A 21,711-nucleotide genomic window follows, 5' to 3' on the forward strand; every position below is an offset into this window, starting at 1 on the left:
ATGATCGATATCGGCTTTATCGGCCTCGGCACCATGGGGCGCCCGATGGCGGGTCATCTGCAAGCGGCTGGACATCGCCTGTTCCTGCACGACGTCGGACCCATCGCACCAGAGCTGGTTGCGGCGGGCGGCGAGGTCTGCAAATCGGGCAAGGAAGTCGCCGAGAAGGCCGACGTCGTCATCATCATGGTGCCTGACACGCCGCATGTGGAGGCGGTCTTGTTCGGGAAGGACGGCGTCGCCGAGGGGCTCTCCAAGGGGCAGATCGTCGTTGACATGAGTTCGATCTCGCCGCTCGCCACCAAGGAATTCGCCAAGAAGGTGGAGGCGCTCGGCGCCGATTATCTCGACGCACCGGTCTCCGGTGGCGAGGTCGGCGCCAAGGCGGCGAGCCTCACCATCATGGTCGGCGGACCGGAGCGCGCGTTCAACGCGATGAAGCCCGTGTTCGACAAGATGGGCAAGAACGTCACCCTGGTCGGCGCCAATGGCGACGGGCAGACCACCAAGGTCGCCAACCAGATCATCGTGGCGCTGACGATCGAGGCGGTCGGCGAGGCGCTGTTGTTTGCGTCAAAGGCCGGCGCGGATCCGGCGCTGGTGCGCAAGGCGCTGATGGGCGGCTTTGCATCGTCGCGCATTCTCGAAGTGCATGGCGAGCGCATGGTGAAGCGCAACTTCGAGCCGGGCTTTCGCATCGAGCTGCACCAGAAGGATCTCAATCTGGCGCTGGAGGGCGCGCGTGCGCTCGGTCTTTCCTTGCCGAGCACGGCGCTGGCCCAGCAATTGTTCAGCGCCTGTACCGCCCATGGCGGCAGGGCATGGGACCATTCGGGAATGGTGCGCGCGCTCGAAATGATGGCGAGCCACGAAATCGCTAAAGCCTGATCTCTGTTTCTCCCTGTGACTGGAACCGCGCCGAAATTTCGGCGCGGCTCTTTTTGCTGCCGCATTGGAACCGGAACCTTCCCGCGGCTCCGGTGGTTGAGACACGTCATCAATTTACTGGAGAATGTGATGAATAATCGTTTAGCCGTTTCACTGATTGCGGCTTCGTTGCTGACCTCTGGTGCGGCATTCGCTCAATCGACCACCGCGCAAGGTGCCGCGGACGGCGCCGCCGCGGGCGCTGAAGTCGGTGGCCCGGTCGGCGCGATCGTCGGCGGCACGGTGGGTGCTGCGCTCGGCGCGGCCGTGGAAATTCCGAACGCCGTGATCAATTCGGTCCCGCGGGACCGATCTGTCGTGGTTCGTGAGCATGTGGTGGTGGGCGAGCCGCTGCCGCCGACCGTCCAACTTCGTCCGGTGCCGCGATACACCGAATACCGCTATGCGGTGGTCAACGATCGTCGCGTGATCGTGGAGCCGCGCACGCGCAGGATTGTGAGGATCCTCGACTAACGAACGCAGCTCTTACTGACCCATCCTCGCGGGCGATCGTCCCGCGAGGATTTTCTTGTCACGATGCGCTATGGCGCGATCGCCTGATCTTCCAGTCGAGCGCTGCAGCAGCCGCCAATCCGAGCGATGCCGCCAGCGCATCTACTACAAAATCCTCCAGCCGTGCGTGCCGGCCAGGCGCCCAGAATTGCAGAATTTCGATCAGGCCGGTGAAGGCAATGACGAAGATCGTCGTGCGCGACCGGTTGCGCGTGTAGGCGAGCCCGAAGGCGATCCCGAGGAGCACGAAGGCAAGCGCGTGCTCTCCGTTCTGTCCGATGTTTAAGTGCGGCCGTTGTCCCGCCGGCCCGAGCGTCGCGTAGGCGATGGCGGCGGCAAGGCCCCAGGCGATAAGTCGTAGGATGATCGTCATCGGGACGGCATAGCACAGATTCCGTGCTGGCCATCCCATGCAGGCGGAACTGGCGGTGTCTGTGGTTAATCGCCCCTCAGAGCGGCTCGCGTACGCCCATTCCGTGCATGAAGCGCTCCCGGATCTGGACGGGATCGCGGCGGGTGGTGCCGACGCCTGGCTTGTCGTCGATGCGGACGCCGATCAGCGCCGGGCCCGCGGCCGACATTGACTGCTCGATCAGGCGCTCAAAGTCCTCCTCGTCCGCCGCCCAGGCGCTGTTGGCGAGGCCGCTCGCGACCGCGATAGCGACGATGTCGGCCACGGCGGCAGCCGGCGTCGGTTGTGCGCCGGTGATCTGGTAGATGCCGTTGTCCATCACGATCATGGTGAGATTTTTGGGCGCCAATGTCGCGATCGTCGAGAGCGATCCCAGTTGCATCAACAGCGAGCCGTCGCCTTCGAGTGCAAACACGCGTCGATTCGGTTGCGCGAGCGCGACGCCGAGCGCGATCGGGAAGGCGAGCCCCATGCTGCCGAGCATGTAGAAATTCTGCGGCCGGTGGCCGGCGGCCCACAGGTCGAAATTGGTGTTGCCGATGCCGCCGATCACGGCTTCCTCGTTCTTCAACTTCGCAATCAGCCGCGAGGTGAGGTCGAAGCGGTTCATGACCTTGGTGTTGCGGGCTGGGGTATCGTTGGCGCTGTTCATGAGGTCGCTCACTTGTCAAAAACCTTGCCGCCGGTCAGAAGCGGCGAGAGGATCAGCGCCACCGGTGCCTGCGTGGCGATGGCCTGCTTGATGGAGCGGTCGACGATGAATTCGAACTCGTCGAGCCTCGTCGCGGTGTGATGCTCCATCGCCAGCGAGTCCAGCACCGGCCGCATGGTGCGGCACACCAGCGACTGGCCGTAGTTGAATTCGCCGAGCGTGCCGCGTTCGGACACGAACATGATCAGCGGGATCTGATAGGGTACGGCCAGCGACGCCAGCACGTTCGCGAGCGTTGCAAATCCCGAAGTCTGCATCAGCACTGCGCCACGCATGCCGGCCATCCAGGCGCCGGAGACGATGCCGACCGCTTCCTCTTCGCGTGCCGCGGGGAAGGTGGTGAAGAAGGGATCGGCGTGCAGGTTCCTGATCAGCGTCGTGAGGACGCGATCGGGCACATAGGGGACGAGGCGAATGTCGTTGCGCTTGAGGGATTGCAGCACGACACCGTGCCAGCTCTTCTCAGAGGTGCTGCTCTCGGAAGTGCTCCTTCCGGAAGTGCTCTTCTCGGAAGTGCTTTTCTCGGAAGTACCTGGCGAGGTTTTTTCCTCTGCAACCGCCATTTTGGTCTCCCTTTGCCGCGCCGATTTTCACTGGCGTTCATCCTTGGAGCGGCGAAACTTGACGCCGTGAGCGAGATTGTCAACATGTTCCGATCGTATCCTGCTCTGCGCCGCGTGCCGCTACATCAGGCATGCGACGATGTGAGATAAGCAAGAAAAGATTTCGAGAGGGGATGCCCATGGCTAGATTTGTCCGGACTGCCGCCGACGCGGCCCCGGCTGCCGCACCTGGGCCGCCCGTCCTTCCGCCCAGACCTATTCCCTGATCGGCTCCCGCCAAACCCAACAAGCCTGCGCTCTTCCGAACCGAAAGTTGCCAAGGAAAATGACCGTCAACAACAAGCGCGTGTTCTACGTCAAATACCTCGCCCACGAGATCTATGTCGATATCATGAAAGCGCGTGCCGACGTGCGGCTCGACCGACTGGAGAATGACAGCCCGGATACGATCGCAGCGCCGATCGTGTCGGCGGCGCATGCCTACCAGGTCGGCGCGGCACGCGACGAGATCGCCAGGCATTTCCATGTCGATCAGGATCTGTTGCGGCGGGCGCCGAACCTCCTGATCGTGTCCTCGAATGGCGCGGGCTTCGATCCCGTCGACATCGATGCCTGCACGGCGGCCGGCGTGCTCGTCGTCAACCAGTCCGGCGGCAACGCCAATTCGGTCGCCGAACATGCGCTGGGGATGATGCTGACGCTGTCCAAGCGCATCCTCGAATCCGACCGCGCGCTGCGCCGGCAGGCCAACGTCAATCGGAACGCGCTGATCGGCAACGAGGTGCAGGGCAAGACGGTCGGCATCGTCGGAATCGGCAATGTCGGCCGCCGTATCGCCGAGCTCTGCAACGGCCTCTTGCATATGAAGGTGATCGCTTACGATCCCTATCTGACCGCCGAAGAAATCGCCGCCCGCGGCGGCGAAAAGGTCGAGCTTCACGATCTGATGCGCCGCTCGGATTTCGTCTCGATCTCCTGTCCCCTGACCAAGGAGAATCGCCGCATGATCGGCGCCCGCGAGTTCGCGCTGATGCAGCCGCACGCCTTCTTCATCACCACAGCGCGTGGTTTCATTCACGATGAGGAAGCGCTGTACGAGGCGTTGCGCGACAAAAGCATTGCGGGGGCCGGCCTCGACGTCTGGGACAAGGAGCCGCCGCCGCCGGAGCACCCGCTGCTGCAGTTCGACAATGTGCTGGCGAGCCCGCACACGGCCGGAGTGACCAAGGAAGCGCGCATCAATATGGGCCGGATCGCCGCCGAACAGATTCTCGATGCGCTCGACGGCAGGCGGCCGCCGCGCATCGTCAATCCCGAGGTGTGGCCCGACTACGCCAAGCGCTTCGAACGGACGTTCGGGTTCGCGCCCAAATAGGTCATCATCTCCGCGAGGGAAGATCCACGATGGCCGAGCCGGCAGATCGCTTTTACGAGTCGCAGGGGCTGCGGTTGCATTATGTCGACTGGGGCAACGTATCAGCGCCGCCCTTGATTCTGATTCACGGCGGGCTCGACCATTGCCGCAACTGGGATGCGATCGCGCGGGACCTGCAGGCGCATTTCCATATCATGGCGCCGGACCTGCGCGGGCACGGCGATTCCGAATGGGCGAAGGGGAGCAGCTACAGCCTGGCTGACAACGTCTACGACCTCACCCGGCTGATGCGCTTTGCGGGGCTGCAGGACGCGGCGTTTGTCGGCCACTCGATGGGCGGCATGGTCGCGTTGGCCTATGCCGGCACCTATCCGGAAAAGGTTTCGCGCCTCGTCGTGCTGGATGGCGCGTTCCTATCGGACTCGCAGCCTGCGCCGATCGCCGAGCAGATGTCGCGCTGGATCGACCAGCTCGATCGCATCTCGGAGCATCAAGAGAGCACGTTCCGGACGATCGAGGAGGCGGCGAAGCGGTTGTCCACGCGCAACAAGCGGCTGACGCCGGCACTGGCGCAACATCTTGCTCGCCACGGTGTTCGCCAGGGCTCCGACGGCCTCTATCGCTGGAAGTTCGATCATTATCAGCGGGCGAGGGCGCCATACCGGCTGTGGCCGGAGGACTACATCGCTCTGTGGTCGCGCATCACCTGTCCGACCCTGTTGATGTGGGGCGACGAAAGCTTTCTGCCCGATCCCGCGGACCTGCTCGCGCATTTCAAGAGTGCCGAACTGCAGAAGATCGCGGGCGCCGGCCACTGGTTACACCATGACCGGCTCGATGTGGTTCTGGCATCGTTGCGACGGCTTCTTGATGTGCCGCAGCCGGCTCAAGCACGGTAAGATAGCGGAATCACCGGGCTCTGAGGTCAGGATCTGCGGAGAAAATTTCATCCGCCGACGGGTCGATCGCGGTAATAATTCCACTGCCGGGCGGCCTCCTGACGAAGCGGGCATTGCTATTTTCCCCGACATCTCGACTGGTTTGCCGCTTGGGACCATTTTCTCTGTGCGCCTTGCCCCCCGGCGCACATGGAAGACGAAGAGATGCGACAAGTTCGTACATTGCTGAGTAGGGCGTCCTCCCGGATCGGCCGCCGACTTTCCCAGATCGTGGCCATTGCCGCCGCCAGCCTGCCGTCCGCCGGCGCTTGAGACGCAGGCGTCCTTCACTGCTCCGAAATCACGTCTAACTCTGTCAGCGCCTGATCGAGGCGCTGGACAAGCAGGTCCTCAATAGCCCCGTTCACGGTCGATCGAGTGCGGCGGCCGGCGGCCGGCCCGTATCGCTTCCGCCGTCGCGCGAAACGTCGCGCCGATCGCTTCCACGCTCACCTCGCAGGCATCGTGTGGCGTGACGACGATGCGAGGATGCCGCCAGAACGGATGGCTCGGCGCCAGCGGCTCGGTTGCGAAGACGTCGAGCGCAGCGCCGGCCAATTGCCCATCGTCCAGCGCGGCGAGCAGATCGGCCTCGACCAGATGTTCACCGCGGCCGACCTGGATCAGGTAGCCGCCGCGATACATTCGGGCGAATGTCGTGCGGTTGAGAATGCCTTTTGTCTCCGGCGTCAGTGGCAGCAGGTTCACGAGAACCTCGGTCTGGCCGAGCATGGCTTCGAGGCCCGCGGCGCCGTCGAAGCCGCGGATGCCCTGCGGAGTCGGCTTCGCAGTCCGGCTCCACGCCATGACAGGGAAGCCAAGCAAGGCAAGATCGGCGGCGACCCGGCGGCCGATTTCGCCAAATCCCAAAATGCCGACCGGCACGTCCTGCGCCCGGCGCTGGCCGAGGCGCTGCCAGCGCTCCTCGTGCTGCTGCGCCTGATAGGTTGCAAAGCGCCGCTGATGGCCGATCACATGCCAGGCAACAAAGCCCGACATCATCTGCGCCTGCGCCGGATCGACGACGCGGATCACGTCCACGTCGGGCCGCAGGCTGGGACACGCCAAAATGTTGTCGACGCCGGCGCCGATCGAGCAGACGGCCTGCAGGTTGGGGTAGCGCTCGAAGGCGTCGTCCGGCGGATGCCAGGCCACCGCCAGCCGCACGTCCGTTGCCGGACCGTCGTGGGGGTGGCTGACGATTTCGATGCGGTCAGCGGCGCGCATGAATTGCGGACCGAGATAGAAGCGGAGATCGAGGCTTTTGCTGACGAGAACACAACGCATCGTTCAAGCGGTCTTGTTCATGCTGCCTTGTTCATGCAGCCTTGGACGACGACGTTTGCCCGGGTACCGCGGAAAGCAGCTCGCGCGTGTAGGCGTGCTCGGGGGCCGCGAACAGGAGCGATGCGGATTTGAGCTCGACGATCGCGCCTTGCTGCATCACGGCGATGCGGTCGCAAATCTGCGCGGCCACGCGCAGATCGTGCGTAATGAACAGCATCGACAGACCAAGGCGGGCCTTCAGATCCTCCAAAAGGTCCAGGACCTGCGCTTGCACGGATACGTCGAGCGCGGAGACGGCTTCGTCGGCGACCAGGATTTCCGGTTCGAGCGCGAGCGCCCGGGCGATTCCGATGCGCTGGCGTTGCCCGCCGGAGAATTCGTGCGGAAAGCGTTCCATGGCGCTCGCATTGAGGCCGACGAGGCTGAGCAATTCACCGGCACGTTTTCGCGCTGCCGCCGGATCGATGCCATGTGCAATCGGCCCGTCGGTGATGATGTTGCCGACTTTGCGGCGCGGATTGAGCGAAGCGAACGGATCCTGAAATACCATCTGGATGCGGCGGCGCTGCTCCCGCAGCGCCTTGCCGCCGATGCGGGTGAGGTCGACGTCGCCAATACGCACAGTGCCGGCGTCCGGCTCGATCAGGCGCATCACGAGCCGCGCGACGGACGATTTTCCCGAACCGGATTCGCCGACCAGCCCAAGCGTCTCGCCGCGAAAAATGTCGAAGCTGACGTCCTTGGCCGCTTGTACGCGGCGCTCGCTGCGGAACCAGCCGCCGCCGCTGACGTAAGTCTTGCCGAGTCCGATCACTTCCACCGCCTTATTGCGATCGGGCAGAGGCGTCCGCTGCGGCGGCTGCAGGGTTGGAACGGCGGCGAGCAATGCGCGGGTATAGGGATGTTGCGCGCGCAACAGCACGTCGTCGGCGGTGCCTTGCTCGACCACCTTGCCGTGTTGAAGCACGACGACGCGATCGGCAATCTCGGCGACGACGCCAAAATCATGGGTGATGAACATGACGGCCATGTTGCGGCGGCGCTGCAGGTCGCGGATCAATTTGAGGATCTGCGCCTGTGTCGTGACATCAAGCGCCGTCGTCGGCTCGTCGGCCACCAGCACGGCGGGTTCGAGCGCCAGCGCCATCGCGATCATGGCGCGCTGGCGCTGGCCGCCGGACAGTTGATGGGGATAGGCGCGCACCGCGCGCTCGGGATCGGGCAGGCCGACTTCGCGGATCAAGGCGAGGGCTTTCTGCTGCCGCTCCCTCGGCGTCAACAGGCCGTGCGCCTCGAACATCTCGGCGATCTGCTCGCCGATGCGCATCAATGGATTGAGCGCCGTCATCGGCTCCTGGAACACCATCGCGATGCCGCGGCCGCGGAATGCCAGCCATTCCGCCGGGCTGAGCGACAAGAGGTTCTTTCCCTCGAACAGAATCTCTCCGGATTCTGCCGTCACCGTATCCGGCAGCAGCCCCATCAGCGCGTGGGCGCACATCGATTTGCCGGAGCCGGATTCACCGACCACGCAGAGGATTTTTCCGGCGGTCAGATCGAACGAAACGTCGTCCACGGCGTGGGCACGGTCACCGCCCGGCGGCAGCGCAAGCTTCAAGTTCTTGACGACGACGGTCATGCTCAGCGCCCTCCCTTGGCAAGGCGAGGGTTGAGCGCGTCGTTGAGGCCTTCGCCGATCAGGTTCAGCGCCAGCACCGAAACCAGAATGGCGATGCCGGGGAATACCGTGATCCACCAGGCCTGACGGATCACGGTGCGGCCGGCGCCGACCATGTAGCCCCACGACATCAGGTTGGGGTCGCCGAGGCCGAGGAAGGAGAGCGAGGACTCCAGCAGAATCGCGGTCGCGACCATCAGGGAAGCCAGCACGATGACGGGCGACAGCGCGTTGGGCAGGATCTCGCGCCAGATGATCCACCAATTGGTCTGGCCGGTCACGACCGCCGCCTGGACGTATTCGCGCGTGCGCAACGACAGCACCTCGCCGCGCACCAGCCGTGCCACCGGCGGCCAGCTCACGATGGCAATGGCGGCCACGATCGAGACGATGGACGGTTGCATGATTGCGACGAGCACGATCGCCAGCGCAAAGCTCGGAACGGTCTGGAAAAATTCGGTGAACCGCATCAGGGCATCGTCGATCTTGCCGCCGAAATACCCGGCCACCGCGCCGAGCGGAATGCCGACCGCGAGCGAGGCCAGCGTCGAGATCAGTCCGACCAGCAGCGAGACGCGCGCGCCATAGATGATACCTGCCATGACGTCGCGGCCGAGCGCATCAGTCCCGAGCGGAAAGTTGGCCAGCGTGAACGGCGGCAGGAACGGCCGCTGCACCATGCGCCACGGCGAGGTCGGAAACAGCAGCGGGCCAATCAGAGCGACAGTCACCGCAACGATGAGGATCGTGATGCCGATCATGCCGCCGGGATTGCGCAACAGCATTCGCGAAACCTGTTTCATGCGGCGAACTCGATACGGGGATCGACGGAACGATAGACGAGGTCCGTGATCAGGTTGAAGGCCAGCACCATGGCCGAGCAGACGACGAAGACGCCGAGCAACAGATTGTAATCGCGCTGCAGCAGCGCCTCGTACATCAGACGGCCGATGCCGGGCCAGGCGAACACGGTTTCGGTCAGCACCGCGCCGCCGACCAGCGTGCCGGCCTGCAGGCCTGCGAGCGTGACCACCGGCAACAGCGCATTGCGCAGCACGTGACGGCGCTGGATCACGGCATCCGACAGTCCCTTGGCGCGCGCGGTCTTGACGAAGTCGAGCCGGCTAACCTCCAGCATCGATGCGCGCGTCATGCGGGCGTAGGTCGCCATGAAGAACAGCCCGATCGTCGTCGCCGGCAGGATCAGATGGGCGGCGACGTCGAGGACATGCGCAAGGCCGGTGTAGCCTGCGCCGACCGTTTCGTAACCAAAACTCGGCAGCCAATCCATCGTGACCGAAAACAACAGAATCGCCATCAACGCGACCCAGAACAGCGGCGTGGCGTAGAAGATCAGCGCCGCAATCGTAATCACGGTGTCGGCCCAGGTGCCGGCAAAGCGCGCCGCCAATGCGCCGAACAGGATGCCGAACGCGAGCGAGATCGCAAACGCGGTGCCCGTCAGCAACAGCGTCGCCGGCAGCCGATCGAGGATCAGCTTCGAGACCGGCATCTGCTGGCGAAACGAAAATCCGAGATCGAGGCTGAGGATGCCTTTGACATAGAGAAACAGTTGCACCGGCAGCGGCTGGTCGAGGCCGAACTTCTCGCGGAGCTGGGCGATGAAGAGCTGGTCGCCCGCTCCGGCTTCGCCCGCCATCACCACCGCCGGATCGCCCGGCGCCATCCGGATCAGGAAGAAGTTCATGACGACAAGCGCGAGAAGAACGACGATAGCTTTCGCGATCCGCTGGGCGATGAAGGAGATCATGGGCTGTCGGCTGCGTTGGAGACGCGGTGTTCGAGCGTCAGGATTGAATCCTGACACCCGACGAGGCGGCGATTACTTCTCGATCCAGGCGTCGCGGAAACCATCGTTGACGCCGATGCCGGTCGTGATCAGGTTCTTGACGCTGCAGCGGGTGATGGTCGGGAATTGCAGCTCGAGCATCCAAGCCACCGGCACGTCCTCGACGAGGATCTTCTGCGCCTTGGCATAGATCTCTTCACGCGCCGCATCGGGGAAGGCGACCGCGCCATCGGCGAACAGCCTGTCGATCTCGGGGTTCGAATAGCCTTCGACATTGTTGAACGGCGAGCCCTTGGCGATCTGGCTCGAGACATAGTTGCGGCCGACGCCGAGTGCGGGATCGCCGTACTGGTAGAGATAGGTGAACGCGATGTCGTAGTCCCACTCGCTGACTTTCTGGTTCCAGCCGGGAACGTCGGTCGCGACCATCTCGACGTTGATCCCGACGTCCTGCAGGTTCTGGCGGACCATCTCGGCCCAGCGCTGCCACGTCTCGCCGTAGGGCAGCGGCAGCATGCGAACCTTCTCGCCCTTATAGCCGGCTTCCTTGAGCAGGGTCTTCGCCTTGGCGGGCTCGTAGTCGTATTTCGGTACCGCGCTGGTGTAGTACTTGATCGCCGAGCCCGACGGACCGGTCGCGATCTTGCCGAGGCCGTTCCAGACCACGTCCTTGGCCATGTTGCGATCGATTGCAAACATCAGCGCCTGGCGAAATTTCTTGTTCGCCGTGGGACCTGAGCGGTTGTTGAGCCAGAGCCAGGAATGCGGGCTGAAGAATTCCCAGCCCGCGCCGGTGACGCAGGTGTTTTTCAGTTTGCTCAAGCGCGGCACGTCGAAGTTTTCGACTGAGCCGCCGGGCAGCACGTCGACCTTGCCGGTCTCGTAAGCGACCGAACGCGCGGCGGCGTCCGGAATCACGTGCCAATAGATCTCGTCGATGTTGGGCTTGCCCTTGACGTGGTAGCTCGGATTCTTGACGAGGCGGATGAACGAGCCCTTCTGCCATTCGCTAAACATGAAGGGGCCGGTGCCGATAGGCGTGTTGTTGGCCGGGTTGGTCTTGAAATCGGTGCCTTCATAGAGGTGCTTCGGGATCATCGGCAGCGAGCCGACTTCGAAGATGCCGATGAACGGGCCGAACGGCTGCTTCAGCGTGAAGACGACGGTGGATTGGTCCGGCGCTTCCACTTTTTCGAGCTGCGCAAGATTGCCGCGTGCGCGCGCGTGCGTCTGCTTCAGGAACTCGATCGAGAACAGCACGTCGGCCGCGGTGAACGGCTTGCCGTCATGCCAGGTCACGCCTTTCACGAGCTTGAAAGTGTAGACTTTGCCGTCCTCGCTGACCGACCAGCTTTCGGCGAGGCCGGGCAGGGGATCGAGCTTGGGGCTGTAGCGCAGCAGGCCTTCATAGATGTTGCCGGCCACCATCTGCGTCGGGCCGTTCTGCACCAGACCCATCATCAGGCTTGGCGGCTCAGGCTGGATCACGGCATTGATCACGCCGCCTGGTTTCGGCCCCTCGGCCACCGCCGCGGTGCTCAGCATGCACATCGCAGCAAAGCTCACCAAAATCTTACGCTTCGACATCGCATACCTCGTTCAAGAAAGGGTTCTTGGCGCTCTCACTTCGGCGAGGGCGGGTCTGTCAGTTGGCAAAGTCGGGATCGGTCCGCTCGAGCATCCGCTTGAAGGCGGCCCATTCGCCGTCGGGCACGCCATTTGTTTCGATCGCGTCGTAGAAGCTTGCGTATTGGCCGGCCGTCTTGCGGGCGACGGCTGAGGACAGCTCGATGATTTCAGCGCCCGACGACTGCACCGCGAGTTGGGCGCGGCAGGAGCGCTCCAGATTGTGCATCAGCTTGAAAGCCTCGGCGACGGAGCGCCCGCAGGTCAGCATGCCGTGGTTGCGCAACACCATCACGAACTTGTCGCCGAGATCGGCGACTAGGCGCGATCGCTCGTCGAGATCGAGCGCGATGCCTTCATAGTCGTGATAGGCGAGGCAATCAGTAAACTGCAGCGACCATTGATTGAGCGGCAGCAGCCCCTGCTTCTGGCAGGCAACGGCGATGCCCGCGACCGTGTGCGTGTGCAGGACGCAGATCGCATCATGCCGCGCGGCGTGGATCGCACTGTGAATGGTGAAGCCGGCCGGGTTGATGCCGAGCCCCGTGGGATCGTCCATGACGTTTCCGTCGAGATCGACCGTCACCAGGTTGGACGCCGTCACTTCCTCGAAACGCAAACCGTAGGGGTTGATGAGAAAGCGGTCTTGCCGGCCCGGAAGGCGGACGGAAATGTGGGTGTAGATGCTGTCGTCGAGATCGAGCCGGTGAATCAGCCGGTAGGCCGCCGCGAGGTCGATCCGGATTTGCAGGATCTGGTCGTCCGCCGCCGGCCAGGCCTTCGCGGTGTGGTGGGCTGCGCTTGTCATTTCCGCCTTATCCATTTTCAACTTTTTCAGCTTGCGTGCCGCGCAGCATCTGGGCAAGATTAAAGTGTCGACAATCGACGATTAAAAAATAACCACGGACTGGCGCGGGTTTAGCCGATGCGGCCTATGTCTCTTCCGGTTGGATTACCGGCACTTGCGGACAGCGATCTGGTCGGCCAGATCGCTCGAATTTTGATGCAGGCCATTGTTCAGGGGCGGCTGCCTCCCGGCTCCAAGGTGGTGGAGGCCGGGGTTGCCCGGGAATTAGGCGTCAGCCGCGCGCCGGTGCGCGAAGCGGCGCGCCTTCTGGAGAAACAGGGGCTGCTGGTCGCGAGCCCGCGCCGCGGTTTTTTCGTCCGCAAACTCGAAATCAGAAACATCGACGAGATCTACGATCTGCGTCTGTGCATCGAACGGCATGCCAGCGTGCTGGCGGCGAAGCGCCTCTCGCCGGAGTCGCGAGATGTGCTGCGGCGGCAAATCGATGTTTTGCATCAGACCGCCGATCTCGACGACCCGGCCCGGCAGGTGGAAGAGGATTATCGCTTTCACCGGCTGATTTTTGAAATCGCGGATAACCGCCGCCTTTTGCGATTGTTCGATGATCTCGCAGCAGAGCTGCGCATGGTCATCGGCCTGATCGGTCGCCTCTATGACGATCCGCACGAGATCGCGAGGACCCATGAACCGCTGCTGGCGGCGATCGAAGCCGGTCATCCCGAGCGCATCACTGCGCATGTCGACTACCATATCGGCCACGCCTGGCGCGAAGTCGGCAGGCTGGTGCGAGAGCTCACGCCGCCGCTCGGCAATGCCGCCGAGCCGAGCAGCATCCTGTTTCCAACCAACGGAGTTACCGTGTGAAGGCTGTCTACACCGAACTGCATCGAAGCCACGATCCGCAATTCTTCCTGGTGCGCGGCGTGATCAAACGCACCACCGAGCAGCCCGAGCGTGCCGACCGGTTGCTGGCGGGACTTAAGGCCGGCAAGCACAGCCTCGTCGAGCCGACGGTGTTCGGTCAGGGCCCGCGGGCGCGCGTTCACAGCGCGGAATACCTGCGTTTTCTGGAGGAAGCCTGGGAAGCCTGGGTTGCGCTCGGCGATTCCGGTTCGGAGATGATCGCCAACATCCACCCGGTTCGCTACGGCGCGTCATACCCAACCCATATCGTCGGCCGTCTCGGCTGGCACGCGGCGGATACCGCGGCTCCGATCGGCAAGGGCACTTACGCCGCCGCCTGTGCCGCCACCGACGTTGCCACGACCGCGGCGCAACTCGTCATGGACGGCGAAGACGCCGTCTATGCGCTGTGCCGGCCGCCGGGCCATCACGCCTATGCCGACATGTCGGGCGGCTTCTGTTTCTTCAACAACAGCGCGGTGGCAGCGGCGCAGCTTCGGCTGCAGCATGAACGCGTCGCAATCCTCGATGTCGACGTGCATCACGGCAACGGCACGCAGGGTATCTTCTATGAGCGGTCCGACGTGCTGACGGTGTCGATCCATGCCGATCCCGTCTTCTTCTATCCCTTCGTGTGGGGATATGCGCATGAGCGCGGTGCCGGTCCGGGCCTCGGCGCCAATCTGAACATCCCGCTGCCGAAGGGCACCGGGGATGACGATTACATCAGGGCGCTCGGCGATGCCGAAAAAACCATCCGCGCGTTTGCGCCCGGCGCGCTGGTGGTGGCGCTCGGCCTCGATGCCTCGGAGCACGATCCGCTCGCCGGTCTTGCGGTGACCACGGCCGGCTTCCGCCGCATCGGCGCCGCGATCGCCCGATTGGGCCTGCCGACGGTTTTCGTCCAGGAGGGCGGTTATCTCTCGGATATTCTTGGCGCCAATCTCACGGCTGTGCTCGGCGGCTTCGAGGAGGCGCGTTAGCCCGCCAGCACACGCATGCTCCCGCCACATCTGCTTGTAGGCGATGTCGTGCTCAGAGCAATCGTGCCGGACAATTATCGACATTGGCCTGCGGCCGGTTTACGCTTCGGAAGTGCGACGCAGAGAGGAGAGATCGCAATGCTCTATGCCTTGCTGGCTCTCATGGCGCCGCTCTGGAGCAGGTCTCGGGATCGGACGGCCGCGCAACGCGAGGCGCCTGATACATCTGTCTCGCGGCTTCTGGTGTTGGTCGCCACCGTTCTTTTCGTGATCCTGTCGATTCTTATCGTCGATCTGTATCGCGACGAATTGCAGGGGCTCGGCCTTCTCGGCGGCGCAGAGCGGATCGACGCGATCTTTATGAGCCCGTGAGCCGCCGGGCTGCGACTACTCGATGACGATACGCGGCGGCGGCCGGTGCGCCGCGCCGGTTACGATCGCGGTCCAGACTTCGCGCGCAATACTCACATAATGCTTGGCGTGAACGCCGTCGGGCTCGATCGCGACGATGGGACGGCCCTCGTCCGAAGTTTTTCTTATCTGCATGTCGAGCGGGATCTCGCCGAGATAGGGAATGCCGCGGCGTTCGGCTTCCGTCCGCGCGCCGCCATGGCCGAATATCGGTGTGACGTGATTGCAGGTGGGGCAGCAGAAGCTCGACATGTTCTCGATCAGGCCCAGGATCGGAATGCTCACCTTCTGAAACATGGCGATGCCGCGCCGCGCGTCGATCAAGGCGATGTCCTGCGGCGTCGAGACGATGATCGCACCGGCCAGCGGCGCCTGTTGCGCCATGGTGAGCTGCGCGTCGCCAGTGCCGGGCGGCAGGTCGACGACGAGGATATCGAGATCGTCCCATGCGACTTCGCGCAGCATCTGCGTGATTGCCGAGATCACCATCGGCCCGCGCCAGATCATGGCGCTGTCTTCCTCGACCAGAAAGCCGATCGACATCACCTTGACGCCGAACCGTTCCAGCGGCTCCAGCATGCGCGGGCCGAGCTGGCGCGGCTTGCCGCGCAGTCCGAACAGTTTTTGTTGCGACGGACCGTAGATGTCGGCGTCGAGAATGCCCGTCTTCAGTCCGAGCGCGGCGAAGCCGAGTGCGAGGTTGCACGAGGTGGTGGATTTACCGACGCCGCCCTTGCCGGAGGCGACGGCGATGACGTGCTTGACGCCGGGAATGCCGGCGGCCTTCGACGTAGCGCGCGCCTTGAGATCCGGAGGGGTGGCGGACACTTGCTGCTCACGATCCAAGCGGATCGTCCTTCTTCACTTCGCGCGCGCGCAGATAATCTTCCGTCGACATGACCGGCGGGCGTTGCGGCACCGCATGCGGGTCGAAGCTTTCGTTTACGACCGCTTCGACGCGGCAATCCGCGCACATCTTGATGACGTCGAGGCGCCTGGCGTTGGCGCCCTGGAACATCCAGTGCCTCTCGCCGCCGAGCTTGGCCAGCACGCGATCGATCGAGCTCTTGGTGCCGAACGGTTTGCCGCAGGCGATGCAGTTGAACGGCTCTTCCTCCTTCAGCACGCGCTGCGGCGTGTTCCAGGCCTGGAAGTCGAGACGGGGCTCGATCGTGATGACCTTCTCGGGGCAGGTGGATTGGCAAAGCCCGCACTGCACGCAGAGGCTTTCGGTGAAGCGCAGCATCGCGCGATCAGGGTTATCTGATAGCGCGCCAGTCGGGCAGGCGGTGACGCAAGCATGGCAGAGCGTGCAGCCGTCTACATTCAGGGTCACGGTGCCGAAGGGGGCGCCCGGCGCCAGCGGCACGACCTCGACGGGCACAGGCGCGGCGAGATGAAGCTCGCGAAACGTTGTTTCGAGCACGCCGCGTTTCGCCCCGCGCGGCACAAAGCCGGCCGGCTTTTGCGTGGCGACGCCGTGAGGGGCGGCATCCAGCATGGCGCGCAGTTGGTCCGGATCGTCGGTCTCGATGATCTGGATGATTCCGGCGCCGAAGCCCAGCGCGCTAACGATCCGATCGGACGTCTCGACCGCGCGGCGAAGCGCCGCGATATCATGGCGTGGCTTGGCGCGCGTCAGGAGCGCGACGCCGCTGCCGCCATAGGCGAAGACGGACGCGATGATCTCCGGTCCGACCTGCGTTACTTCGTTGACGCGCAGCGGCAGTACGTTGGCCGGCAAACCCTCGCCGAACCGCGCCAGGGCATCGATGATGTCCTCGCCATGCTCGCCGTCATGAAACAAGACCACGGCGTCGCTGCCGCCGGCCTTGCGGTAAGTCTGCAGCAGCGTGCGCAGCCGCCGCATCAGGGCGTCCGCGCTCGGCAATGCATAGGACGCCGCGCCGGTCGGACATACGGAAGCGCAGGAGCCGCAGCCGGCGCAGACATTGGCGTCGATCGCAACCGCGTTCCCGTTCGGCGTGATCGCGCCGGTCGGACAGAGGTCAAGACAGCGCGTGCATCCGGTAATGGATGAGCGCGAATGCGCGCAGAGCGACGGCTCGAAATTGACAAAGCGCGGCTTGTCGAAGGTGCCGACCAGGCCGCCGGCATCTGCGATCGCGCGCTCGACGGCGGCCTTGTCGCGCGGATCGGCGCGCAGATAGCCGGGACGCAGTTCATGCGCGGGGAACAGCGGTGTGCCGCCGGAGAGATCGAGGATCAGATCGCAGGTCGAGGTGGCGCCATTGCGCGACGGCCCGAACACGAGCTTGGCGCGCGAAGAGGGGGATGGCAGCGCGTAGTCGTCGATCGCAAGCTCGAACTGGCCGAGATGGCCGCGAGCGTTGCGGATCGTGCCTTTGAGCACGGGAAATTCGCTGGTCCGGCGCGGGGCCACCTCGCCGGGCTTGGTCAGCAGCACGGTAATGTCCAAACGATCGGCAAGACGCTGCGCCGCCTCGATGGCGGTTTCGTCGCGGCCATAGATCAGTGCGACACCGCTGCTCTCGAGCGTCACCAACGAGAGCGGCGGCATTTCTTCGCCTGCCGCAGCAATCAACGCGGCTGCTTTCGGACCGGCTGCCGCGGCGTCCTTCGACCAGCCGCCGGTCTCGCGGATGTTGACGAAGGTGAGCTGGGCTTGCGGGGAGCTTTCCGCGACCTCCCGAAATAGCGGCGCTTCCTGGGTGCAGGCAACCGTAATCGGCGCGCCCTCGGCTAGCGCCTCCTTGAAGCGGTCGAGCTCGAGACCGCAAAGCTGGTTTGCCTGCGTGATCTTGCTGGTGCAGCCGCGACCGATCGCTTCCGCATCGAGCGGCATGGTCTTCTCGCAACTGCAAATCAGGAGGCGAGACGTCGCCGCACTCATGTTGAAATACCTTGAACCCGGAGCATCAAGCGGGTTGTTGCTTCATCCTACGGTTCTGCGGTAACCGCTTGGACGGATATCTGCAAGATACAAAGGCCGCTCGCGTGGCCAACTTGCACGGAATAGCATACACAAGCGGCTCGTGGAGCAAATCAGGGATTAGCCGCTCGTGATCGTTCGTCCAAGAGATATGGAACAGACGCTCGATTTGCCACCCGGTTATACTTTGGTCGCGTTGCGCGAGCTCGGCGACGCCTTTGCTCATGCTCGCGAGATCGCGGCGGAGGCGGGGGCCGGAACGCTGGTATGGGTGCGCCGCTACGATCTGGTAGAGTTCGCGGTGGTTCTTGAACCCGACGAGCCGCTCAGGTCGGCGCGGCGGGCGTTCTTTGCCGGCATGAATGCGCTGGCGGATGCGATTGCGGCTCATTGTCCGCCGGAACGAGAGGTCAGCTTCGACTGGCCCGACGCGATCCGGTTTGACGCGGGATTGCTTGGCGGCGGGCGGCTCGGCTGGCCCGCCGAATGCACCGAAGACGACATACCGTCATGGCTCGTTTTCGGCGTGATCCTGCGCGCAGCCGCCATGGCGCATGTTCCGGAGGTGCAGGCGGCCTCGGGCGTGTCCCTGCTGAGCGAAGGTTTCGAGATTGTCGATACCGATGCCATCATCGAAAGCTTCACCAGGCACCTGATGACCGCGTTCGACCGCTGGAAAGAGCGCGGCTTCGAGGCGATCGCGCGGGACTATCTGGAACGGCTGCCCAAGAGCAAGGCTGGCGAGCGCCGGGGCATCGACGTTAACGGCGATCTTCTGGTCGGCTTGCCGGCAGGCGCAGCGCCGGAGCGGAACAGTCTTGTGGATGCGCTGGCAAGAGCCAGTTGGTATGATCCGCAGGCGCGCGGTCCGAAATTCGGATGAGGCGGACATGTTGAAGTTTCCGCGAACCATCAGGCTGGACCCGTCCGATACCTTCGTCTTCGAACGGGCGGCGGAACCTGGCGAATGGGCGGTTTCCGGCGCGTTCGTTTTTTGGAACCGGGATTTGGCGACGCTCGGCCAGAAGCAGCGCGTGGCGCTGCGTTCCGGCTTTCTCGGGATCGACAGTCTCGGATGGTCGACGCTTGCCGTCGTCACCGAAGCGAGCGAAGCGGAACGGGAGGCGATGATCGAGCGGCTTGCAAGCCAGTTGCTGGAGAAATTCGGGGCGCCCGATGCGGATGCCGCGCGTCTTGCCGCCGAGGAAGAGATCGCGTTCGCAGCTTCCTTGTGCGAACATCCGCCGCAGACGTTGCTTGCCGTTCAGCGCAGCGTCGAAAGCGGCGAGATCCGCGAACGCTTTCGTACCCTTAAGGCCCGCCCGGCTGCCGCGGATGCCGACCGGTTGCACGCCCATGCCAGCGCCTTTACCTTCCATGAAGTCGAAGGCGATGTTGAACCTGCCGAAGAGGTCGATCTTCTCGGGCTGATCAGGACCGACGCCAGGACGACGGATCGTACATGAGAGAATTCTGGGTCGCATCGGGCCATCACCTCACGCGCCGCGCCGATCACGGCGGGCTGGTCGCGACGCCTGAACTCATCATGGCCTATCTGGCGCGGCCCGAATTGATGCCGCCGGCCGACGCCTGCGACGCCGAGCGCCATCTTCATGCGAGCTTGATGGGCGATCCGCTGCGCCCGGTCTCGGACGCTGATATCGCCGCGTTGGCCGATGCCGATGCGCGCGAAAACTGGTCCTTCATGGTGAATTTCCGCGACCGGCTGATCGCGGCGCCTTCGCTGGAGGCGGTCTATGTCGCGCTCACCCGCAAGGGTGCCGGCGATCTGCCGCCGATCTTTCTGTCGCAATTGTGCCACCTGATCCTGCGCAACGCGCTCGAAGGCTGCGACGACCCTTATATGTTGCGTGCCGCGGAGCTGTTCTATCGCAGCCAACTGGCCGCCGTTCACGAAGGCACCTTGCTGCTGGCCGATGCGGAAGTCATCGAAGCGGAGCAGCATGCCCAGCACGACCTGCATTCATCGCCGCTCACGGCCATGCTGCAGCAGCCGAAGTCGTTCGGCGATATGGACGTCATGGACGACGAAAACGCCTGGACCTACTGGTCGCGGTCGGATGCGCATGCGATGGTGATGAATATCGGCGGCAACAAGAAGGCGCGGGCCGGGCTCTGCCGGGTCATCGAGCGCTGGGTCGCTCATCTGCTCGGCATCACCGTCAGCGTCGAAACCATCGCCGCGATCGAGGATCGCGACTGGCGCTGGTTCATCGGCCTCGACAGCGAGGCGACGCGGATCGGCAACGCGCTGTGGCGCGGCGAGCGGCTGGAGGGGGGCATTGCCGAACGCATCGTAGCGCTGATGCGCCTGACGTTCGAAGATTCGCGGCTGGTGGACGAGCGGGTCGGCGACAAGCCGGTTTACCTCATCCTCGCCATGGGCGCGGACAAAGTAGTGAGACTAAAGCCGCAAAATCTGGTCGCGGGGTTGCCGCTGGCCGCGGCCGTGAATGCCACATGATCCACCGAATGGAGGATGTGACATGGCAATGACGGAAGCATCCCGCGAGGTCGGCGTGGTGGTGCGGCGCCGTTCGATCGACAATCCCTGGATCGACCAGTTGTGGTCGCCGGCAATGATCCTGGATGAGGTGCCCGCGACCGCACCCTGGACTGCGCTGTCCACCGAAGCCGACGCGACGATCTATTACGCCGGATCGGCCAGCATCGACCTGTTCAGTTCGGAAACGGCGAACTATCGCGACAACCTTGCCGATGGGGAGCCGCGGATTTGGGTCGCGTTGCGGCGCCAGGATGGTGGTCCTGAGCTTGAGCTGACGAAAGTGACCGCCGATCCGACCGAAGGGGAGGCGATGTTCGAAAGCGGCTGCGACGTGATCGGCACCGTGCCGATGCCGCCTGGGCTCGCGTCATGGATTGCCGCCTTCGTCGATCGATTCCATGTCGAGCGCGTGTTTCACAAGCGTAAGCGGGATCGCGCCAGCGGCGATCGGCCGCGTGTGCCGGGCGGCGGGCCGGATGAGAAGATGGGTCGCAAATGAGTGGTCCGGACGAAGCCGATCGGGACAAGGGCTTCCTGGCTCGATGGTCGCAGCGCAAGCAGGAAGCCAAACAGATCGAGCCGAAGCGGGACACGCCGGCTGCCGAAAGCGGCGATTCGCCAGCTCCACCACCCCCAGCGAAAGCCGAAGCGGTCGAGCCGGAGTTCGATCTCGCGACGCTGCCCAAGCTCGAGGAGCTGACAGAAACCACCGATATCACTGCCTTTCTTCGCAAAGGCGTTCCCGACCATTTGCGGAATGCGGCTTTGCGAAAGTCCTGGGCGTTGGACCCCGCGATTCGCAACTACGTCAGTCCAGCACTTGAATATGCCTACGACTGGAACGCGCCGGGCGGAGTGCCCGGCGGTGGCGAGCTCGGCGCAGGCGTCGACGTGGCGCGGCTGGTCGCGCAAATCATGGGCGAGCAGACGGCCGAAACAACGAATTCCGACGCAAATTCCGGAACCGAGATGGCAGGTCCTTCGCCACAACCGGCTGAACGTGAACTCTCGGCAAAACCGCAGAAAGACCTTCATGGGGAGTCTTTGCGACAGTCTGATGAACCCTCGACAGAAACGGAACTCGTTTCAGAAGCGAAACGGGGTACAGGGGAACCCGCGTCGGTGGGTGAATCAGAGGAAGCGAAATCTGTTGCGCCGCAGCAACCAGTGCGACGCCATGGCACCGCAAAACCAATTGTTTAGACAAAAGTATTTGCGGACATAGGCCCTGCCTATGCTACAAATTTCTCTCTGGAATAATTCCAGTTCTAAAGTGTGTGCCTGAATAAGAGGCACGCGGGCGCGGGCGGGGAGATATCGGTAG

General features: G+C 63.8%; 23 protein-coding genes. 12 read left to right on the forward strand and 11 right to left on the reverse strand.

Going from position 1 to position 21,711, the window contains the following annotated elements; all coding sequences use genetic code 11:
• Window positions 1-888: a 2-hydroxy-3-oxopropionate reductase gene (locus CQ13_RS36985; protein WP_057847686.1), complete on the forward strand. Its 888-nt coding sequence runs from the start codon at window positions 1-3 to the stop codon at window positions 886-888.
• Between the two features lie 129 nt (window positions 889-1,017).
• Window positions 1,018-1,401, forward strand: coding sequence for a DUF1236 domain-containing protein (locus CQ13_RS36990; protein ID WP_057847687.1), 384 nt, complete (start codon window positions 1,018-1,020; stop codon window positions 1,399-1,401).
• Between the two features lie 58 nt (window positions 1,402-1,459).
• Here the strand turns inward: CQ13_RS36990 and CQ13_RS36995 are convergent, their stop codons facing one another.
• From CQ13_RS36995 to CQ13_RS37005, 3 genes are all read right to left on the reverse strand, one after another.
• A complete protein-coding gene (locus tag CQ13_RS36995; protein ID WP_057847688.1) occupies window positions 1,460-1,813 on the reverse strand; it encodes a VanZ family protein in 354 nt (117 codons plus the stop codon).
• 76 nt (window positions 1,814-1,889) lie between these two features.
• Window positions 1,890-2,504, reverse strand: coding sequence for a thiamine pyrophosphate-dependent enzyme (locus CQ13_RS37000; RefSeq protein WP_057847689.1), 615 nt, complete (start codon window positions 2,502-2,504; stop codon window positions 1,890-1,892).
• Between the two features lie 8 nt (window positions 2,505-2,512).
• On the reverse strand, window positions 2,513-3,127 hold the full coding sequence (locus CQ13_RS37005; RefSeq protein WP_057847690.1) for a thiamine pyrophosphate-binding protein: 615 nt from the start codon (window positions 3,125-3,127) through the stop codon (window positions 2,513-2,515).
• 325 nt (window positions 3,128-3,452) lie between these two features.
• On the opposite strand from CQ13_RS37005, the gene CQ13_RS37010 reads away from it, so the two are divergent.
• Together CQ13_RS37010 and CQ13_RS37015 are read left to right on the forward strand one after the other, a co-directional pair.
• Entirely contained in the window at window positions 3,453-4,502 is a 1,050-nt protein-coding gene (locus tag CQ13_RS37010; RefSeq protein ID WP_057847691.1) for a hydroxyacid dehydrogenase, read from the forward strand.
• Between the two features lie 29 nt (window positions 4,503-4,531).
• On the forward strand, window positions 4,532-5,401 hold the full coding sequence (locus CQ13_RS37015; RefSeq protein WP_057847692.1) for an alpha/beta fold hydrolase: 870 nt from the start codon (window positions 4,532-4,534) through the stop codon (window positions 5,399-5,401).
• 390 nt (window positions 5,402-5,791) lie between these two features.
• Here the strand turns inward: CQ13_RS37015 and CQ13_RS37020 are convergent, their stop codons facing one another.
• The 6 genes from CQ13_RS37020 to CQ13_RS37045 all read right to left on the reverse strand — a co-directional run bounded on the left by CQ13_RS37020 (window position 5,792) and on the right by CQ13_RS37045 (window position 12,649).
• Window positions 5,792-6,727 (reverse strand): 2-hydroxyacid dehydrogenase, encoded by a 936-nt coding sequence (locus CQ13_RS37020; protein WP_057847693.1) that lies wholly within the window; start codon window positions 6,725-6,727, stop codon window positions 5,792-5,794.
• A 31-nt stretch (window positions 6,728-6,758) separates the two neighbouring features.
• Window positions 6,759-8,366 (reverse strand): ABC transporter ATP-binding protein, encoded by a 1,608-nt coding sequence (locus CQ13_RS37025; protein ID WP_057847694.1) that lies wholly within the window; start codon window positions 8,364-8,366, stop codon window positions 6,759-6,761.
• Window positions 8,367-8,368: 2 nt separating this feature from the next.
• Window positions 8,369-9,208, reverse strand: a complete 840-nt coding sequence (locus CQ13_RS37030) for an ABC transporter permease (RefSeq protein ID WP_057847695.1) — start codon at window positions 9,206-9,208, stop codon at window positions 8,369-8,371.
• Window positions 9,205-10,176: an ABC transporter permease gene (locus CQ13_RS37035; protein ID WP_057847696.1), complete on the reverse strand. Its 972-nt coding sequence runs from the start codon at window positions 10,174-10,176 to the stop codon at window positions 9,205-9,207. Before CQ13_RS37035 ends, CQ13_RS37030 begins: the two co-directional genes overlap by 4 nt.
• A gap of 72 nt (window positions 10,177-10,248) precedes the next feature.
• A complete protein-coding gene (locus CQ13_RS37040) occupies window positions 10,249-11,802 on the reverse strand; it encodes an ABC transporter substrate-binding protein (protein ID WP_057847697.1) in 1,554 nt (517 codons plus the stop codon).
• 58 nt (window positions 11,803-11,860) lie between these two features.
• Window positions 11,861-12,649, reverse strand: coding sequence for a class II aldolase/adducin family protein (locus CQ13_RS37045; protein WP_057847838.1), 789 nt, complete (start codon window positions 12,647-12,649; stop codon window positions 11,861-11,863).
• A 126-nt stretch (window positions 12,650-12,775) separates the two neighbouring features.
• Here CQ13_RS37045 and CQ13_RS37050 point away from each other — a divergent pair, with 126 nt between their 5' ends.
• The 3 genes from CQ13_RS37050 to CQ13_RS37060 all read left to right on the forward strand — a co-directional run bounded on the left by CQ13_RS37050 (window position 12,776) and on the right by CQ13_RS37060 (window position 14,907).
• Window positions 12,776-13,513, forward strand: a complete 738-nt coding sequence (locus CQ13_RS37050) for a GntR family transcriptional regulator (RefSeq protein WP_245309583.1) — start codon at window positions 12,776-12,778, stop codon at window positions 13,511-13,513.
• On the forward strand, window positions 13,510-14,535 hold the full coding sequence (locus tag CQ13_RS37055; RefSeq protein ID WP_057847699.1) for a histone deacetylase family protein: 1,026 nt from the start codon (window positions 13,510-13,512) through the stop codon (window positions 14,533-14,535). Before CQ13_RS37050 ends, CQ13_RS37055 begins: the two co-directional genes overlap by 4 nt.
• 138 nt (window positions 14,536-14,673) lie before the next feature.
• The gene (locus CQ13_RS37060) at window positions 14,674-14,907 is read left to right on the forward strand and encodes a hypothetical protein (RefSeq protein ID WP_057847700.1); all 234 of its coding nucleotides are present in this window, start codon (window positions 14,674-14,676) and stop codon (window positions 14,905-14,907) included.
• A gap of 15 nt (window positions 14,908-14,922) precedes the next feature.
• Here CQ13_RS37060 and CQ13_RS37065 read toward each other — a convergent pair whose 3' ends face one another.
• Both CQ13_RS37065 and CQ13_RS37070 read right to left on the reverse strand, forming a co-directional pair.
• The gene (locus CQ13_RS37065) at window positions 14,923-15,774 is read right to left on the reverse strand and encodes an Mrp/NBP35 family ATP-binding protein (protein WP_156434140.1); all 852 of its coding nucleotides are present in this window, start codon (window positions 15,772-15,774) and stop codon (window positions 14,923-14,925) included.
• Window positions 15,775-15,781: 7 nt separating this feature from the next.
• A complete protein-coding gene (locus CQ13_RS37070) occupies window positions 15,782-17,773 on the reverse strand; it encodes a 4Fe-4S binding protein (protein ID WP_245309584.1) in 1,992 nt (663 codons plus the stop codon).
• A 238-nt stretch (window positions 17,774-18,011) separates the two neighbouring features.
• Here CQ13_RS37070 and CQ13_RS37075 point away from each other — a divergent pair, with 238 nt between their 5' ends.
• From CQ13_RS37075 to CQ13_RS37095, 5 genes are read left to right on the forward strand one after another with little or no spacing between them, the layout of a single operon-like run.
• Window positions 18,012-18,743 (forward strand): biotin/lipoate--protein ligase family protein, encoded by a 732-nt coding sequence (locus tag CQ13_RS37075; protein WP_057847703.1) that lies wholly within the window; start codon window positions 18,012-18,014, stop codon window positions 18,741-18,743.
• A 7-nt stretch (window positions 18,744-18,750) separates the two neighbouring features.
• Window positions 18,751-19,326: a DUF6505 family protein gene (locus tag CQ13_RS37080; RefSeq protein WP_057847704.1), complete on the forward strand. Its 576-nt coding sequence runs from the start codon at window positions 18,751-18,753 to the stop codon at window positions 19,324-19,326.
• On the forward strand, window positions 19,323-20,345 hold the full coding sequence (locus tag CQ13_RS37085; RefSeq protein ID WP_057847705.1) for a DUF6352 family protein: 1,023 nt from the start codon (window positions 19,323-19,325) through the stop codon (window positions 20,343-20,345). The genes CQ13_RS37080 and CQ13_RS37085 overlap by 4 nt, the downstream gene beginning before the upstream one ends.
• A 22-nt stretch (window positions 20,346-20,367) precedes the next feature.
• On the forward strand, window positions 20,368-20,886 hold the full coding sequence (locus tag CQ13_RS37090) for a DUF3305 domain-containing protein (protein ID WP_245309585.1): 519 nt from the start codon (window positions 20,368-20,370) through the stop codon (window positions 20,884-20,886).
• Complete coding sequence (locus tag CQ13_RS37095; RefSeq protein ID WP_057847706.1) at window positions 20,883-21,590, forward strand: DUF3306 domain-containing protein; 708 nt, start codon at window positions 20,883-20,885, stop codon at window positions 21,588-21,590. The genes CQ13_RS37090 and CQ13_RS37095 overlap by 4 nt, the downstream gene beginning before the upstream one ends.
• The last annotated feature ends 121 nt before the right edge of the window (window positions 21,591-21,711 follow it).

The sequence above is a fragment of the Bradyrhizobium retamae genome, from assembly GCF_001440415.1.
GTDB lineage: Bacteria > Pseudomonadota > Alphaproteobacteria > Rhizobiales > Xanthobacteraceae > Bradyrhizobium > Bradyrhizobium retamae.